12 protein-coding genes are annotated in these 16,201 nt (G+C 67.3%); 8 read left to right on the top strand and 4 right to left on the bottom strand.

Annotated features, from left to right (window positions below):
* Nucleotides 1-47: 47 nt before the first annotated feature.
* Nucleotides 48-1,574: an acetyl-CoA acetyltransferase gene (locus EH231_RS15945; protein ID WP_090427278.1), complete on the top strand. Its 1,527-nt coding sequence runs from the start codon at nucleotides 48-50 to the stop codon at nucleotides 1,572-1,574.
* A 96-nt stretch (nucleotides 1,575-1,670) separates the two neighbouring features.
* Here the strand turns inward: EH231_RS15945 and EH231_RS15940 are convergent, their stop codons facing one another.
* Nucleotides 1,671-2,519, bottom strand: a complete 849-nt coding sequence (locus EH231_RS15940; protein WP_090427281.1) for an LLM class F420-dependent oxidoreductase — start codon at nucleotides 2,517-2,519, stop codon at nucleotides 1,671-1,673.
* Nucleotides 2,520-2,649: 130 nt separating this feature from the next.
* On the opposite strand from EH231_RS15940, the gene sfnG reads away from it, so the two are divergent.
* The 5 genes from sfnG to purH all read left to right on the top strand — a co-directional run bounded on the left by sfnG (nucleotide 2,650) and on the right by purH (nucleotide 8,519).
* The gene (sfnG, locus tag EH231_RS15935) at nucleotides 2,650-3,780 is read left to right on the top strand and encodes a dimethylsulfone monooxygenase SfnG (protein ID WP_090427283.1); all 1,131 of its coding nucleotides are present in this window, start codon (nucleotides 2,650-2,652) and stop codon (nucleotides 3,778-3,780) included.
* 134 nt (nucleotides 3,781-3,914) lie between these two features.
* Complete coding sequence (locus EH231_RS15930) at nucleotides 3,915-4,751, top strand: DUF5336 domain-containing protein (protein WP_090427286.1); 837 nt, start codon at nucleotides 3,915-3,917, stop codon at nucleotides 4,749-4,751.
* 60 nt (nucleotides 4,752-4,811) lie between these two features.
* Nucleotides 4,812-6,320, top strand: a complete 1,509-nt coding sequence (locus EH231_RS15925) for a cell division protein PerM (RefSeq protein ID WP_090427289.1) — start codon at nucleotides 4,812-4,814, stop codon at nucleotides 6,318-6,320.
* Nucleotides 6,321-6,330: 10 nt separating this feature from the next.
* Nucleotides 6,331-6,960 (top strand): phosphoribosylglycinamide formyltransferase, encoded by a 630-nt coding sequence (gene purN / locus EH231_RS15920; RefSeq protein WP_164480913.1) that lies wholly within the window; start codon nucleotides 6,331-6,333, stop codon nucleotides 6,958-6,960.
* A complete protein-coding gene (gene purH, locus EH231_RS15915; protein WP_090427295.1) occupies nucleotides 6,957-8,519 on the top strand; it encodes a bifunctional phosphoribosylaminoimidazolecarboxamide formyltransferase/IMP cyclohydrolase in 1,563 nt (520 codons plus the stop codon). Before purN ends, purH begins: the two co-directional genes overlap by 4 nt.
* 182 nt (nucleotides 8,520-8,701) lie before the next feature.
* On the opposite strand, the gene EH231_RS15910 is transcribed toward purH, so the two are convergent.
* From EH231_RS15910 to EH231_RS15900, 3 genes are all read right to left on the bottom strand, one after another.
* Complete coding sequence (locus EH231_RS15910; RefSeq protein WP_124712753.1) at nucleotides 8,702-9,562, bottom strand: type IV toxin-antitoxin system AbiEi family antitoxin; 861 nt, start codon at nucleotides 9,560-9,562, stop codon at nucleotides 8,702-8,704.
* A gap of 170 nt (nucleotides 9,563-9,732) precedes the next feature.
* Entirely contained in the window at nucleotides 9,733-10,746 is a 1,014-nt protein-coding gene (locus tag EH231_RS15905) for an alpha/beta hydrolase (RefSeq protein ID WP_090427298.1), read from the bottom strand.
* A gap of 58 nt (nucleotides 10,747-10,804) precedes the next feature.
* A complete protein-coding gene (locus EH231_RS15900) occupies nucleotides 10,805-12,664 on the bottom strand; it encodes an LpqN/LpqT family lipoprotein (protein ID WP_090427302.1) in 1,860 nt (619 codons plus the stop codon).
* A gap of 148 nt (nucleotides 12,665-12,812) precedes the next feature.
* On the opposite strand from EH231_RS15900, the gene EH231_RS15895 reads away from it, so the two are divergent.
* Nucleotides 12,813-14,195, top strand: a complete 1,383-nt coding sequence (locus EH231_RS15895; RefSeq protein ID WP_164480912.1) for a sigma 54-interacting transcriptional regulator — start codon at nucleotides 12,813-12,815, stop codon at nucleotides 14,193-14,195.
* Nucleotides 14,188-16,176, top strand: coding sequence for a vWA domain-containing protein (locus EH231_RS15890; RefSeq protein ID WP_090427310.1), 1,989 nt, complete (start codon nucleotides 14,188-14,190; stop codon nucleotides 16,174-16,176). The genes EH231_RS15895 and EH231_RS15890 overlap by 8 nt, the downstream gene beginning before the upstream one ends.
* The last annotated feature ends 25 nt before the right edge of the window (nucleotides 16,177-16,201 follow it).

Raw genomic sequence — 16,201 nt, 5'->3', positions numbered from 1 at the left:
CCACAATCGGTTAGCCTCGCGAATTAACACCCGTCAAGGAGATTGTCATGGTCGATCCGCGCACACCCGTCATCGTCGGCGTCGGACAGTTCACCGAGCGCATCGATCTTGACGGTTACCGCGGCATGTCCTCGGTCGAGCTGGCCACCGAGGCGGCCAGGGCAGCCCTGCACGATTGCGGAGCCGACGCCGCTGCCGTGGCGCAGGCGATCGACACCGTGGCGGGTACGCGGCAGTTCGAGATCTCCGGACCGCAGACGCCGACCCTGGGTGTGTCCGACAACTACCCGCGCTCAGTGGCGCGCAACGTCGGCGCCGAGCCGGCGCGCGCCATCCTCGAGGTGATCGGCGGCCAGAGCCCTCAGCACCTCGTCACCGAGTTCTCGGCGGCCATCGCGGCGGGCGAGGCAGATGCGGTGCTGCTGTTCGGCTCGGAGAACACGTCGACACTGCGCCACTTCTCCAAGCGCGACGACAAGCCGGATCACTCCGAGACCGTCGAGGGCCAGTTGGAGGACCGCGGCTTCGGTTACGACGGCATCTTCGACGAGTACACGATCAAACACGGTCTGATCGGTGCCCCGGTGCAGTACGGCTTGTTGGAGAACGCGCGCCGGGCCCGGCAGGGGCTGTCGGTCGCGGACTACCGGCAGGCGATGGCCGAGCTGTTCGCGCCGTTCTCCAAGGTGGCCGCGAAGAACCCGTATTCCTCTGCCCCGGTGGAGCGTTCGGCCGAGGAGCTGGCGACCGTCACCGAGAGCAACCGGATGATCTGCGACCCGTACCCGCGGATGATGGTGGCGCGCGACCAGGTCAACCAGGGCGCGGCGGTGCTGCTGATGTCGGTCGAGACCGCCCGGAAACTCGATGTGCCCGAGGAGAAGTGGGTCTACCTGCGGGGGCACGCCGACATGAAGGAAATCAAGCTGCTCGAGCGCGCTGAACTCGGCTACAGCGAGGCCGCGGTGATCGCGGTGAACGAGGCCCTGCGGGTCGCCGGCATCACCCTCGACGACGTCGCCGCGTTCGACCTCTACAGCTGCTTCCCGTTCCCGGTGTTCAACATCTGCGACGGCACCGGTCTGGCGCCCGACGACGAACGCGGCCTGACCCTCACCGGTGGCCTGCCCTTCTTCGGTGGCCCGGGCAACAACTACTCGATGCACGGTATCGCTGAGGCTGTCAATGAAATGCGCGACAAGCCAGGCCAGTTCGCGCTTGTCGGAGGAAACGGCGGTATCGCGAGCAAGTACTCGGTCGGCATCTACTCCACCGAGCCGGCCGACTGGGTTGCCGACGGCAGCGCCGCTCTGCAGGACGGGTTCAACGCCCAGGACCGCGTTGTCATCGCCGAAAAGGCCGACGGCCCGGCCACTATCGAGACCTACACCGTCCGCTACGACTGGACGCCGCGCACCGGCATCATCATCGGACGTCTGAATTCCGATGGCAGCCGGTTCCTGGCAACGACTACAGACGAGGCGCTGATGGCCCTGCTCACCGATGGTGAGCCGCTGGGGGCATCGATCGTCGTGCAGTCCGGCGAGAAGCGAAACGCCGCGACGCTGGCGTAGCCACACCGCGAAATCAACGCCATGGTCGGTCCCCTCGAACTTTTGCGACCATAGCGTTGATTTCGGCGTGGGCCGGCTAAAGCGGCAAAGCCAGAACTAGACCAGCGACGCGAGCTTGCCCGCGAGCCGCTCGACGTAGGCCGACACCTCGGCCTCGGACTTGTCCGGCAATCCGAAGAGCACCTCGGTCACACCCAGTTCACGCCAGTGCGCGAGCTTCTCGGGGTCCGGCTTGAAGTCCAGTGCCACGATCTGCGGGGCACCGTCACGCCCGGCTGCGGCCCAGGTGTCCTGCAGCAGCTTGACCGGCTCGTCGATGTTGAAGTCGCGCGGCGTGGTGATCCAGCCGTCGGCCGACTTCGCGATCCACTTGAAGTTCTTCTCGTTGCCTGCCGCGCCGACCAGGACGGGAATGTGTGACTGCACGGGCTTGGGCCAGGCCCATGACGGCCCGAAGTTCACGAATTCGCCTTCGTACGAGGCTTCTTCCTCGGTCCACAGCGCCCGCATGGCTTCCAGGTACTCGCGCAGCATGGTGCGGCGCCGGCCCGGGGGAACCTTGTGGTCTGCGAGTTCGTCGGTGTTCCAACCGAATCCGACGCCCAACGACACGCGTCCGCCGGACAAGTGGTCCAGGGTGGCGATGGACTTGGCCAGGGTGATCGGATCGTGCTCGACGGGCAGCGCGACGGCCGTCGACAGCCGCACCCGCGAGGTCACCGCACACGCGGTGCCCAGCGACACCCACGGATCCAGGGTGCGCATGTAGCGATCGTCAGGCAGGGACTCGTCGCCGGTGGTGGGGTGAGCGGCCTCGCGCTTGATCGGGATATGGGTGTGCTCGGGCACATAGAACGTCGTGAAGCCGTGATCGTCGGCGAGTTTGGCGGCCTTGGCCGGGGCGATACCGCGGTCACTGGTGAAGAGAACAAGCCCATAGTCCATGACCAGAATTAGAACGTGTTTCAGTCTCAGTAGCAAGACGGTGCGTCTCGTTGGGTGCTCCCGGCGGGAGAAAACTTCACCGCGAGCGATACCCGCGACGGGCGCCCGCGCGTTTGCTGGGATCACCGACATGACGACTGAACGCATCGCCGACCACGTCAAGTTCGCCTACTGGGTGCCCAACGTCAGTGGTGGCCTGGTCACCAGCGATATCGAGCAGCGCACCGACTGGAACTACGAATACAACAAGAAGCTGGCGCAGACCGCGGAGAACAACGGTTTCGAGTACGCCCTGTCCCAGGTTCGCTACGAGGCCAGCTACGGCGCCGAGTACCAGCACGAATCCACCAGTTTCAGTCTGGCCCTGTTGCTGGCCACCGAGCGGCTCAAGGTCATCGCCGCCGTGCACCCCGGCCTCTGGCAGCCCGCGGTGCTGGCCAAACTCGGCGCCACCGCAGACCATCTCAGCAATGGCCGCTTCGCCGTCAACGTCGTCTCGGGCTGGTTCAAGGACGAGTTCACCCACCTGGGCGAGCCGTGGCTCGAGCATGACGAGCGCTACCGCCGCAGCGCGGAGTTCCTCCAGGTTCTGCGCAAGATCTGGACGGAAGACGACGTGGATTTCCGCGGTGACTTCTATCGCATCCACGATTTCACCCTGAAGCCCAAGCCGCTCAACACCCCCGAGCGCCCCAACCCGGAGCTGTTCCAGGGCGGGAATTCGACGGCCGCCCGCCGCAACGGCGGCTACTACGCCGATTGGTACTTCTCGAACGGCAAAGACTTCGGCGGCATCACCGAACAGGTTGTCGAGGTACGCGACCATGCCCGCGACGCGGGCCGCGAGGTGAAGTTCGGGCTGAACGGGTTCATCATCGCCCGCGACACCGAAAAGGAGGCGAAGGAGACGCTCAAAGAGATCGTCGCCAAGGCCAACAAACCCGCTGTCGAAGGCTTCCGCGGCGCTGTACAACAGGCAGGCAATTCCACCGGGGACAAGAAGGGCATGTGGGCCGATTCCAGTTTCGAGGATCTGGTGCAGTACAACGACGGGTTCCGTACGCAATTGATCGGCACACCCGAGCAGATCGCCGAACGCATTGCCGCGTACCGCAAACGTGGCGTCGACTTGATCCTCGGCGGATTCCTGCATTTCCAAGAGGAAATCGAGTACTTCGGTGCCAAGGTGCTGCCGCTCGTCCGCGAAATCGAGGACGCCGAAACGGATTCCGTCGATGCGCCCGTTCTGGTATCAGCTTGAGACCTCTCTGACACCAAGCACGCGCGCCCGGCACCCAGCTGGGTGCGCTAGCGTGGAAGCTCGAATCGCTCACGTGGTCGGTATTCATGCCTGCGTGAACACACGTCGCGAAGCTCGATAGCACAGGAGAGGTCATGACCTACCCGCCAACTAATCCCGGATACCCGCCGCAGTCGGGTTCGCAGTTCGATGCAACCCAACAGTTCGCCAAGGCTGTGCCTGCTCCTGTGCCCGCTGCACCGGCCGCACCCGCGGCGCCCGGCGAGAACAAGCTGCCCGAAATCCTGCTGGCCGTGGTGGCCGTCGCCGGCCTGTTGACCTACTTCGTGAGTTTCGCTCTGGAGCTCCAGGTCGTCCTCGGCACCTTTATCGTGCCCCTGGCGTTGGTGGCCGGGCTTCTGGCAGGGGTGAGCCTGCTGCCCAAGCAGAAGAACCGGGGTGCTGTGGCGGCCGTGCTGGCCACCGTGGCATTCCTGCTCTCGATCACGCTCCTGGTGGCCGCAGGCAGCGAGGCCGACTGGACGCTGTACGCACTGCTCGTCCTCACCCTGATCCAGGCCGGTGCCGCGATCGCCGCGCTGCTGTTCGACGCCGGCATCCTCACTCCGCCGGCGCCCAAGCCGCAGTTCGATCCCCAGCCGCAGTACGGCCAGTACGGTGGCCCGTCGCAGTACTACGGTCAGCAGCAGCAGCCGCAGCACGGTGGCCAGCCCTACCAGCAGGCTCAACCGCAGCGTCCCGGTTACCCGTCGCAGTACGGCGGCTACTCGGGAGCTTCGAACACCGGTGGTTTCCCGGTGCAGGCCCCGCAAGGTCAGCAGCCGAGCGGCCCGCCCACCCCTCCGACCGGTTACCCCACCTACGGCCAGCCTCAGCAGCAGTCGGGTTCCTCCGCGCCCACCACTGCGGTTCCGGCACAGCCGCAGGCACAGCAGTCGCCTTCACAGCAATCCGGCACTGCGCCGTCGTAAGCTGATCGGCGCGTGCGCTTCCCGCGCACGCGCCGATCATTGCGAGGAGCAGCCCACCAAGTGAGTAACCGGCCAGTCGGCACCCGCCAGGCACGTGAGTTGCTCCGGGTCGCGTTCGGGCCGTCCGTCGTCGCGCTGGTGGTTATCGCCGCGGTTGTGTTGTTACAGCTGCTGATCGCCAACAGCGACATGACGGGCGCGCTCGGTGCGATCGCCAGCATGTGGCTGGGTGTACACCAGGTACCGGTGTCGATCGGCGGCCGCGAGCTCGGCGTGATGCCCCTGTTGCCGGTGCTGGCGATGATCTGGGGCACCGCGCGCACGACGGCCGCGGCCACCGCCCCGAATTCCTCTTGGTTCGTCACCCGCTGGGTCGTCGCCTCAGCCCTGGGCGGACCGATTCTGATCGCAGCCCTCCTGTTGGCCGTCATCCACGACGCAGCCTCGGTGATCAGCGAACTTCAGACTCCCAGCGCCCTCCGCGCGTTCTGCAGCGTTCTGGTCGTGCACGTGATCGGCGCGCTCATCGGCGTCGGCTCGAAGGTCGGCAGGCGCACCCTGGCCGCGTCACCGCTGCCTGGCTGGTTGCCTGAAGCACTCCGCGCCGCGACCGCCGGTGTCCTGGCCTTGTTCGGGCTCTCCGGCGTGGTGACGGCGGCGTCGCTGGTGGTGCACTGGGGCACGATGCACGACCTGTTCGCGATCACCGACAGCCTGTTCGGCCAGCTCAGCCTGACTCTGTTGTCCATTCTCTACATCCCCAACGTGATCGTCGGTGCGTCGGCCATCGCGGTCGGCTCCAGCGCCCATGTCGGGCTGGCGGCCTTCAGCTCGTTCACCGTGTTCGGCGGCGACATACCGGCGGTGCCGGTGCTGGCCGCGGTGCCCTCGCCGCCGCTGGGCCCGATCTGGGTGGCGCTCCTGATCGTGGGGGCGGCCTCGGCGGTGGCGCTGGGTCAGCAGTGTGCGCGGCGTCCGCTGCCGATCGGGGCTGCCGCAGGCAAGTTGCTGGTGGCTTCGGTGCTGGCGGCGCTGACGATGGCTCTGCTCGGCTATGCCGGTGGCGGGCGGCTGGGCAATTTCGGCGATGTCGGGGTGGACCAGTCGACGTTCGCGCCGGCGGTGTTCCTGTGGTTCGCCGCGATCGGCGGGCTGACTGTGGCGATGTCCGGCGGCCTGACCCGCAAGCCCCGGCCCGTCGCCCCGCCCCAGCCTGCGCCGGTCGAGCCTCAGCCCGAACCCGAGTTCGACGATGAAGACGTCGACGAGTACGTGGGCGTGGGCGAGGACATCGAGGACCTCGAGTACGTCGAGGCGGATCCCGAACCTGAGCTCGAACCCGATCAACCGCTGGTGTCGTGGTCGGCCGAGGAGGCCACGACAGAGCCCGACGTGCCGGAAGCCGAGCCCGACGAGTATGTCGACGGGTTCGTCGAGTACGACGACGTGCAGGAGACGGTCTACGAGCCCGGCCCCCGGCGCCATGAAGACCTCGATGACGATCCCGAGGACCACTTCATCGTCGACGACGACGTGACCGGCGATCAGCCGCGCCGTGCGGGCGACTAGGCTGCTGCGCGTGCAGCAACCGTTACATGTGCCTCCGAGTGCACCGGCACGGCTGGTAGTGCTGGCTTCGGGGACAGGGTCGTTGCTCGCCTCGCTACTGGCCGCCGCCGCTGACGACTATCCGGCGCGGGTCGTCGCGGTAGGAACCGACCGAAAATGTGCCGCGGTGGACATCGCGGCATCGGCGGGAGTCCCGTCCTACACCGTGCGGCTCGGCGACCATGCGGACCGCGACGCCTGGGATGCCGCACTCACCGAGGCCACCGCGGAACACGAGCCGGACCTGGTGGTCTCGGCCGGGTTCATGAAAATTCTCGGTGGCCAATTCCTTTCCCGGTTCCCGGGCCGGGTGGTCAACACCCATCCGGCATTGCTGCCCGCGTTCCCGGGGGCGCATGCCGTGCCCGAGGCGCTGGCGTATGGCGTGCGGGTGACGGGCTGCACGGTGCATCTCGTGGACTCCGGCATGGATACCGGGCCGATTCTGGCCCAGCAGGCCATCGAGGTGCTCGATGATGACACCGAAGAGACATTGCATGAGCGCATCAAGGTGGTCGAACGTCGACTGCTGGTGGATGTGCTGGCCGCGCTGGCAACCCGCGGCGTGACCTGGACTGGACGAAAGGCGACCATAGGGTGAGCGAGAAGAAACCGATCCGGCGAGCGCTGATCAGTGTCTATGACAAGACCGGCCTGGCCGATCTGGCCCGCGGCCTGCATGAGGCGGGCGTGGCCATCGTCTCGACGGGGTCGACCGCCAAAACCATTGCTGCCGCAGGTGTTCCGGTCACCCCGGTGGAAGAGGTGACGGGTTTCCCCGAGGTGCTCGACGGCCGCGTCAAGACTCTGCACCCGCGCGTGCACGCCGGTCTGCTGGCCGATACCCGCAAGCCCGAACATGTTGCGGCCCTGCAGGAGCTCGAGGTCGAGGCGTTCGAGCTCGTGGTGGTGAACCTGTACCCGTTCTCCGAGACGGTCGAGTCCGGGGCTTCGGTCGACGAGTGTGTCGAGCAGATCGACATCGGTGGGCCGTCGATGGTTCGTGCGGCCGCCAAGAACCACCCCAGCGTGGCCGTGGTCGTGGATCCGTTGGGCTATGACGGTGTGCTGGCCGCGGTTCGGGCCGGCGGGTTCACCCTCGACGAGCGGAAGAAGCTGGCGTCGTTGGCATTCCGGCACACCGCCGAGTACGACGTGGCCGTTGCCGGCTGGATGGGGTCGACGCTGGCACCCGAAGATCCTGCGCAGCCCCTGCCCGCCTGGTTCGCCGGCACCTGGCACCGCAGCGCGGTCCTGCGCTACGGCGAGAACCCGCACCAGCAGGCCGCAGTGTACCGCGACGACTCCGCGTGGCCCGGACTGGCCCAGGCCGAGCAGCTGCACGGCAAGGAGATGTCCTACAACAACTACACCGACGCCGATGCGGCGTGGCGGGCGGCGTTCGACCACGAAGAGATCTGCGTGGCGATCATCAAGCACGCCAACCCGTGTGGCATCGCGATCTCCTCGGAGTCGGTGGCCGACGCGCACCGCAAGGCTCACGAGTGCGATCCGCTGAGCGCGTTCGGCGGCGTCATCGCCTCCAACACCGAGGTCAGTGTCGAGATGGCCGAGACCGTCGCCGACATCTTCACCGAGGTCATCATCGCGCCGGCGTATGAGGCCGGCGCGGTCGAAATCCTGGCCCGCAAGAAGAACATCCGCATCCTGGTGGCCTCGGAACCGTTGGTCGGCGGCATCGAGCTGCGCCAGATCAGCGGCGGGGTGCTCCTGCAGCAGCGCGACGCGCTCGACGCCGAGGGCGACGATCCGGCGAACTGGACGCTGGCCACCGGTGAGCCGGCCGACCCGCAGACGCTGAGCGATCTGGTGTTCGCGTGGCGCGCTTGCCGCGCGGTGAAGTCCAACGCCATCGTGATCGCCAAGGACGGCGCGACCGTGGGCGTCGGCATGGGACAGGTGAATCGCGTCGACGCGGCCGGGCTGGCCGTGCAGCGCGCAGGCGACCGCGTGCCCGGTTCGGTCGGTGCCTCCGATGCGTTCTTCCCGTTCCCGGACGGCTTGGAGACGCTGACGAACGCCGGCGTCAAGGCGATCGTGCACCCGGGTGGCTCGGTCCGTGACGCCGAGGTGACCGCGGCGGCCGAGGCCGCGGGCATCACGCTGTACCTAACCGGTGCAAGGCATTTCGCGCACTAGTCGGACCAGTTGTTGCGAAAGGGCGCCGTCAAATTTCTTGACGGCGCCCTTTCGTATCTGTCGTCGTTTTCTGCGCCTTGGCTGCTGCATGCATGGTTGGCGACCCTGGCGTAGAAAAACGGCGATCCACTGCCGGGGGTGCCTGCACTGTTTTCTACGCCTGGGCTGTGGCGGGCTCACGATCACGACCCCGGGGTAGAAAATGGTGAACCACCGCGCCGGGCGAATGCCTCTCGGACCCGGTGCAGGATGAACGCCCTGCTGTGTTCCACCACGACGCGGATGTCTATCCAGCCTTCGCGTTCGATGAGCTCATTGCGGCCGATGTCGTGCACCACACGCGGACGGTCCGTCGCGTGGTGTTTACCTTCGTAGTCCAAGCCCACCTTGACGTCGTCGTAGCCCATATCGAGGAACACCTCGTTGAAGCCGTCGGTCACCCGGATCTGCGTACGCGGGCGCCGATAGCCCGCATCGATGAGAAGCAGCCGCAGCCAGGTCTCGCGCGGAGATTGCCGACCGGCATCCATCAGATCGAGTGCTGTTCGAGCGCTTCGTATTCCACGTAGCCCGCGATATCGGGCAGCCAATTCGAGCGCTTGTCCGGCGTCGACGCCTGTTGCGATGGCCAGCGCATCGAGATGGGCGACCGCGGCGTCAAGGGGAAGGAAACGCGCCAGATCGAGCGCCGTGCGCGGTGGCGTGGTGACGCTGAAATCGCCTATCCGACAGATCTCGTCGGGTCTGATGCGTTCCTCGCGCACGATGATGCCAGGCCGCCGACGCCCGTGCTCCGTGATCAGTTCTATCGGCGCATCGTCGTCGATCCAGAGCGCGCCGTGTAGGGCGGCGGCCGCCCGGCCCGCGATGATCCCGCGCCGGCCAGTCCACAGCCATGCGGCCATGGTGCTGGCATCCAGGGTTCGGCCGGCCCCCTTCGGCAAGTAGACGCGTGGATGGGCCGAGGCGTATCGCCATCGCAGTTGGCCCGGGGTGAGGCGGCCCGCGGCGAGCGCTTCTGGTCCGATGAATGGGATGCTCATGGACCAAGACGATCAGCAGCAGGACCGACGGATTGACGGCGCCCGTGTATGTCTCAGCTGAGGCTGTGCATGAACCGTGCGCTGTGGATGGTTAGGCGGGCGCCGATTTCTCCATAGCGGTCGCCAAACCGCGCGGTCGACAGCCCCCACGTAGAAAACCGCGCACAGACCTACGCGCTCGCCTCGTCCTCGATCTCGCTGGTGGCGTATGCGATGAACGACGTGATCTCCTCGACTGCGTGCCGCGCGTCGGGGTTGATGTCGAAGCTCAGCTGGAACATGTGCATTGCCCTGTCCCACACCTGAACCCACGCCGGGACACCACTGGCCTGCAGCTTGTCGGCGAGGGCGAAGGTGTCGTTCAGCAGCATCTCGTGCGTGCCCACCTGTAGCAGGAACGGCCCGAGGCCGTGCAGGTCTGCCTCGGGCGGCATGACCGGAGTCGGCCGGGTGCCGTTGACCGTCGCGAATACGTCGTAGATGAACTTCACCGTCATGAACGGGAACAGCACGTCACGATGCTCTTGCAGCGCACGGTATTTCAGGTCCATGTCGGATGAGGTCAACGGCGACAGCAGCACCTGCCCGGCCGGGACCGGCAGCCCGGCGTCACGCGCCGCCAGTGCGGTGTCGGCGGCCATAAGCCCGCCTGCCGAATCGCCGGCCAGGACGATCCGGTCGGGTGTGTACCCGAGCGACAGCGCCATGCGGTAGCCGTCGAGCCCGTCGGCGACGGCATCGTCGATGTCGGCTTGCGGGGCCAGCCGGTAGCCGACATTGAGCACGCGTGCCCCGGTGCTGGCCGACAGCTTCGACACGAAGCGGCGGTGCGAGTTCAGGCCGAGCGTGACCAGCGCCGAGCCGTGGAGGTAGACGATCACCAGATCGGAGTCGCGAGCCTCGGGAGCGATCACCCATTCGGCCGGACAGTTGGGCAGCGCCACGGGCGTCACCTCGGTGCCGGGCAGCGGCTTGATGACCCGCAGGGGGCGGTCGATGACATCGAGGTGTGCGCGCTGCAGCAGGGCCGGGGCGACGCGGTTGATGCCCATTCCGATCAGCGTCAGCAGACCCAGCAATGGGCGGACGAAGATCGCGGTGGTCCAGCCCAGTGCCCTGGACTGCAGAGATGCGGGGCCGAAGTGCACGGTGGCCGGCCGGCTACGCCAATCGAGCGAATTCACGATACTCAGGGTACCGGGTACCTGAGTCTGCTCGACGTGGGGCGACCCAGCACGGCTCTCAGGGCATGGTGATGGTGGCCTGGGCCTCGATCGCCTTGTTGATATCGGCCAACGCCGTCTTGTCGCGTTCGCTGGCGTCGGCGTTGATCTGCAGCACGTAGACACTGCCGGGCGCCTGGATCACGACGGTGGTCTGGGCGATCGCGCGACGCTGGCCGCCCTTGGCGTAGGTGCCGGCCAGGTGGACGGACGGGAACCCGCTGATGTCCCCTCGGGCCACGTCCCCGTCCGGCTTGTAGTCGGCCAGGTTCTGCAGCTCGTTGGGGGCGAACTCAAGCAGCTTGTTGGCGTCGACGTCGCCGGCCAGCTTGGAGATCAACGAGACGACCGACGGCGGCTCGGTCGGGTTCGCCGGGTCGTTCACAATGGCCGAATAGGCCCAGGCCGGTGTGCGCGGACCGGCGTCGATCCATCCGGGCGGGGTCGGCATGGTGAACACCGGTGCGCCCGGATCGCCGCGGTGGACCGGTGTTTCGACGATGCCGCTCTGCTTGATGTAGTCGGCGATGGTGAAGGCGTGCGCCGCCGGTTTCGGTGAGGTCGAGGTTTCCGAGGCGGACGTGTCTGTGGCGACTGCGGAGGTGGTCTCGCCTCCGCCGCCGTTGCCGTCGTCGCCTCCCGAGGTGACCGCGAGGGTGATGCCGCCGACGAGCAGGACGACCGCGCCGATCACGCCGGCAGTCAGAAACAGGTTGCGCCGGTTGCCCGACTTCTTGGGGATCGGGGTGTGCGGCAGGGGAGGCGGCCCGAAGTTGGTCTGCGGCGGCCCAACCGGGACCGCCGGCCCGCCGAGGCCCTGCATTCCGGCCGGCACACCGACCGCTACGGGTTTGTGAGAGGAGGTTTCGTTACCCGTCCACGACGAGGTGAACACCGGCGGCTCTGACGGGGGCACGGGCCGCGGGTTCGACGGTGAGAGTGGCGTCGGCGGCGGGTTCGCCGGCTTCGGGATGATCAGCGGGGCGGTGGGCGGCGCCGGCTCGTGGACGGGTGCCGGGGTGCGCACCTCGGGGGTGGTTCCGGTCGCCGCCTCGGCCAGCGCGACGGCGAAGTCATGACAGGTGGCGTAACGGTCCTTGGGATCCTTCGACAGGGCCTTGGCCATCACCGAATCGAACACGGCCAGTTCAGGTTTCGTGTCGGCCAGCTTGGGTGGCGGGGAGTTCAGGTGGTGGCTGATCACCACGGCCGGGTTGCTGTGCGCGAACGGCGGGGCACCGGTGAACAACCGGTAGGCGGTGGCCGCGAGCGAGTACTGGTCGGCGCGGCCGTCCAGCGGCTGGCCCATCAACTGTTCGGGCGCGGTGTAGGACATCGAGCCCACGGTGATGTTGGTCGAGGTGAGCCCGTTGACCTCGTCGGCGCGCCGCGCGATCCCGAAGTCGGTCAGCATGATGCGGCGCTTGGAATTCTGCTTGCTGGTGAGCAGGATGTTGGCCGGCTTGACATCGCGGTGCAGCAGCTTGCGCTGATGCGCGTAGTCGAGTGCGTCGCCGACGGCGGTGACGACCTCGACGACGTCTTCGGCCGGCATTCCCTTGGGGTACTGGTCATGCAGCAGCTTGGCGGCGTCGTGCCCGTCGACGAAATCCATCGAGATCCACAACCGGTCCTCGAACTCGCCGCGGTCGTGCACGCCGACGATGTGCGGATGCCACAGGGTGGCCGCCATGTCCGCCTCGCGGATGAACCGCTGGCGGAATTCGTTGTCCGAGCTGACGCTGATGGGCAGCACTTTGAGAGCGTCCTCGCGGGGCAACCGCGGGTGGGACGCCAGATAGACCTCGCCCATGCCACCAGTGCCCACCAACCGCACGATGGTGAACCCTGCGAATTCCTGACCGCTAGCCAACGGCATGGAGCGCAGACTACCGGTCGCAACGCTCGGGCAACGACTATGCCGGGGGACTGACACGCGCGTGCCGGGTGCCAGCTGCGGGCGGCCTCGGGGCTCGAGTCTGACGGGTGGCGATGTGCGCGGGCGAGTTCAGTCGTAGCGTGGAGTGGTGAGCCAACCCAAGGATCTGCCTCGCACCGTCGGTGAGCTGCGTGCCTCCGGCCATCGTGAGCGGGGCGTCAAAGCCGAAATTCGGGAGAACCTGCTGTCCGCACTCGCGGACCGCCGCGATATCTGGCCTGGGATTCTCGGTTTCGACGACACGGTGATTCCGCAGCTGGAGCGGGCTTTGATCGCGGGGCACGACGTGGTGCTGCTCGGTGAGCGGGGTCAGGGCAAGACGCGGCTGCTGCGCGCGCTGACCGGGCTGCTCGACGAGTGGACGCCGGTGATCGCCGGATCCGAGTTGGGTGAGCACCCCTACAGCCCGATCACGCCGGAGTCGATCCGCCGGGCCGCTGATTCCGGCGACGATCTGCCGGTCGAGTGGCGTCACCGCAGCGAGCGGTACACCGAGAAGCTGGCCACCCCGGACACCAGCGTGGCCGATCTCGTCGGCGACATCGATCCGATCAAGGTCGCCGAGGGGCGCAGCCTGGGTGATCCGGAAACGATCGCCTACGGGCTCATCCCGCGGGCGCACCGCGGCATCGTGGCCGTCAACGAGCTGCCCGACCTGGCCGAGCGCATTCAGGTGTCGATGCTCAACGTGATGGAGGAGCGCGACATTCAGGTCCGCGGCTACACGTTGCGGCTGCCGCTCGACGTGCTCGTGGTGGCCAGCGCCAACCCGGAGGACTACACCAACCGCGGCCGGATCATCACGCCGCTCAAAGATCGCTTCGGCGCCGAGATCCGTACGCACTACCCGCTGGAGATCGACGACGAGATCGGGGTGATCCGCCAGGAGGCCCAGTTGGCCGCCGAGGTGCCCGAATACCTGCTCGGCGTGCTGGCCCGATTCGCCCGCAATCTGCGTGAATCGAACTCTGTCGATCAGCGGTCCGGTGTGTCTGCGCGGTTCGCGATCGCTGCGGCCGAGACGGTGGCGGCCTCGGCGCGGCACCGCTCGGCGATTCTCGGCGAGGACGATCCGGTGGCCCGGGTGGTGGATCTGTCCACCGTGATCGACGTGCTGCGCGGCAAATTGGAGTTCGAGACGGGCGAGGAGGGACGCGAGCAGGCGGTGCTGGAGCACCTGCTGCGCCGCGCCACCGCCGACACCGCTCAGCGGCTGCTGGGCGGCATCGACGTCGCCCCGCTGGTGACCGCGGTCGAGGAGGGTTCTCCGGTGACCACCGGTGAGCGGGTGTCGGCCAAGGATGTCCTGGCTGCCCTGCCCGATCTGCCCGCCATCGACGCGATCGCCTCCCGGCTGGGTGCGGTGTCGGTCGGCCAGCGGGCCGCGGCGGTCGAATTGGCTTTGGAGGCCCTCTATCTGGCCAAGCGTGTGGACAAGGTGACGGGGGAGGGAGAGACGGTCTATGGCTGATCCCGGCCGGGGACACGGGCACACCTCGCGGTATTCGCGATACAGCGGTGGCCCCGACCCGCTGGCACCGCCGATCGATCTGCGCGACGCCCTCGAACAGATCGGTCAGAACGTGATGGAGGGCAGCTCGCCGCGCCGAGCGCTCTCCGAGCTGATGCGTCGCGGTACCGAGGGCATGCGCGGCACCGATCGGCTGGCCGCCGAGGCCAACCGGAAGCGCCGGGAGTTGCTGCAGCGACACAACCTTGACGGCACGCTGCAGGAGATCAAAAAGCTGCTCGACGAGGCCGTGCTGGCCGAACGCAAGGAGCTGGCCCGCGCCCTCGACGACAATGCGCGGTTCGGCGAACTGCAGATGGAGGCGCTCTCGCCGTCGCCGGCCAAGGCCGTTCAGGAGCTCGCCGACTATGACTGGCGCAGCCCCGAAGCCCGGCAGAAGTACCAGCAGATCAAGGATCTGCTGGGCCGCGAGATGCTGGACCAGCGTTTCGCGGGCATGAAGGAGGCGTTGGAGAACGCCACCGACGAGGACCGGCAGCGCGTCAACGACATGCTCGACGACCTGAACGACCTGCTGGACAAGCACTCCCGCGGGGAGGACACCCCGCAGGACTTCCAGCAGTTCATGGACAAGCACGGCGAGTTCTTCCCGGAGGGCCCGCAGAACATCGATGAGCTGCTGGACTCGCTGGCAAAGCGGGCTGCCGCCGCGCAGCGGTTCCGCAACAGCCTGTCGGCCGAACAGCGTGCCGAGCTGGATGCCCTGGCGCAGCAGGCTTTCGGTTCGCCGTCATTGATGAACGCGCTGGACCGGCTCGACTCACACCTGCAGGCCGCCCGGCCCGGTGAGGATTGGACCGGCTCGGAGCGCTTCTCCGGTGGCGATCCGCTGGGCATGGGGGAGGGCGCCCAGGCGCTGTCCGACATCGCCGAACTCGAGCAGCTGGCCGACGCGCTGTCCCAGAGCTACGCCGGGGCGTCGATGGATGACGTCGACCTCGAGGCGCTGGCCCGTCAGCTCGGTGAGGACGCCGCGATCGACGCCCGGACCTTGTCCGAGCTGGAAAAGGCCCTGGTGAACCAGGGTTTCATCGACCGCGGCTCCGACGGACAGTGGCGGCTGTCGCCCAAGGCCATGCGTCAGCTCGGACAGACCGCGTTGCGTGATGTGGCACAGCGACTTTCGGGCCGGCACGGCGAACGCGACACCCGCCGGGCCGGAGCGGCCGGGGAGCTGACCGGGGCCACGCGACCCTGGGAGTTCGGCGACACCGAGCCGTGGAACGTCACCCGCACGGTGACCAATGCCGTGCTGCGCCAGGCCGGTACCGGAACCGTCGAGCGCCCCATCCGGTTCGCGGTCGAGGATGTGGAGATCTCCGAGACGGAGACCCGCACCCAGGCCTGCGTGGCGCTGCTGGTGGACACCTCGTTCTCGATGGTGATGGAGAACCGCTGGCTGCCGATGAAGCGCACCGCACTCGCGCTCAACCATCTGGTGAGCACCCGGTTCCGGTCAGATGAGTTGCAGATCATCGCGTTTGGCCGGTATGCCCGCACCGTGACCGCGGGTGAGCTGACGGGGCTGGAGGGCGTGTACGAGCAGGGCACCAACCTGCACCATGCGCTGGCGCTGGCGACCCGGCATCTGCGTCGTCATCCCAATGCCCAGCCGGTCGTGCTCGTGGTGACCGATGGTGAACCCACCGCGCACCTGGAGGATTTCGGTGACGGCGAAGGGTCGTCGGTCTTCTTCGACTACCCGCCACACCCGCGCACCATCGCCCACACCGTGCGTGGTTTCGACGAGGTGGCCCGCCTCGGCGCGCAGGTGACCATCTTCCGCCTGGGCTCTGATCCCGGCCTCGCCCGTTTCATCGATCAGGTGGCCCGGCGCGTGCAGGGGCGCGTGGTCGTGCCCGATCTCGACGGCCTTGGTGCCGCAGTGGTCGGCGACTACCTGCATTCGCGCCGGCGCTAGCTCGCGCCGAGTGCGACGCAGGGGT

It is taken from the genome of Mycolicibacterium nivoides (assembly GCF_003855255.1).
Lineage (GTDB): Bacteria > Actinomycetota > Actinomycetes > Mycobacteriales > Mycobacteriaceae > Mycobacterium > Mycobacterium nivoides.
Note: the sequence above shows the minus strand (reverse complement) of the source record. Positions and strands in the feature narration are given on the sequence as shown.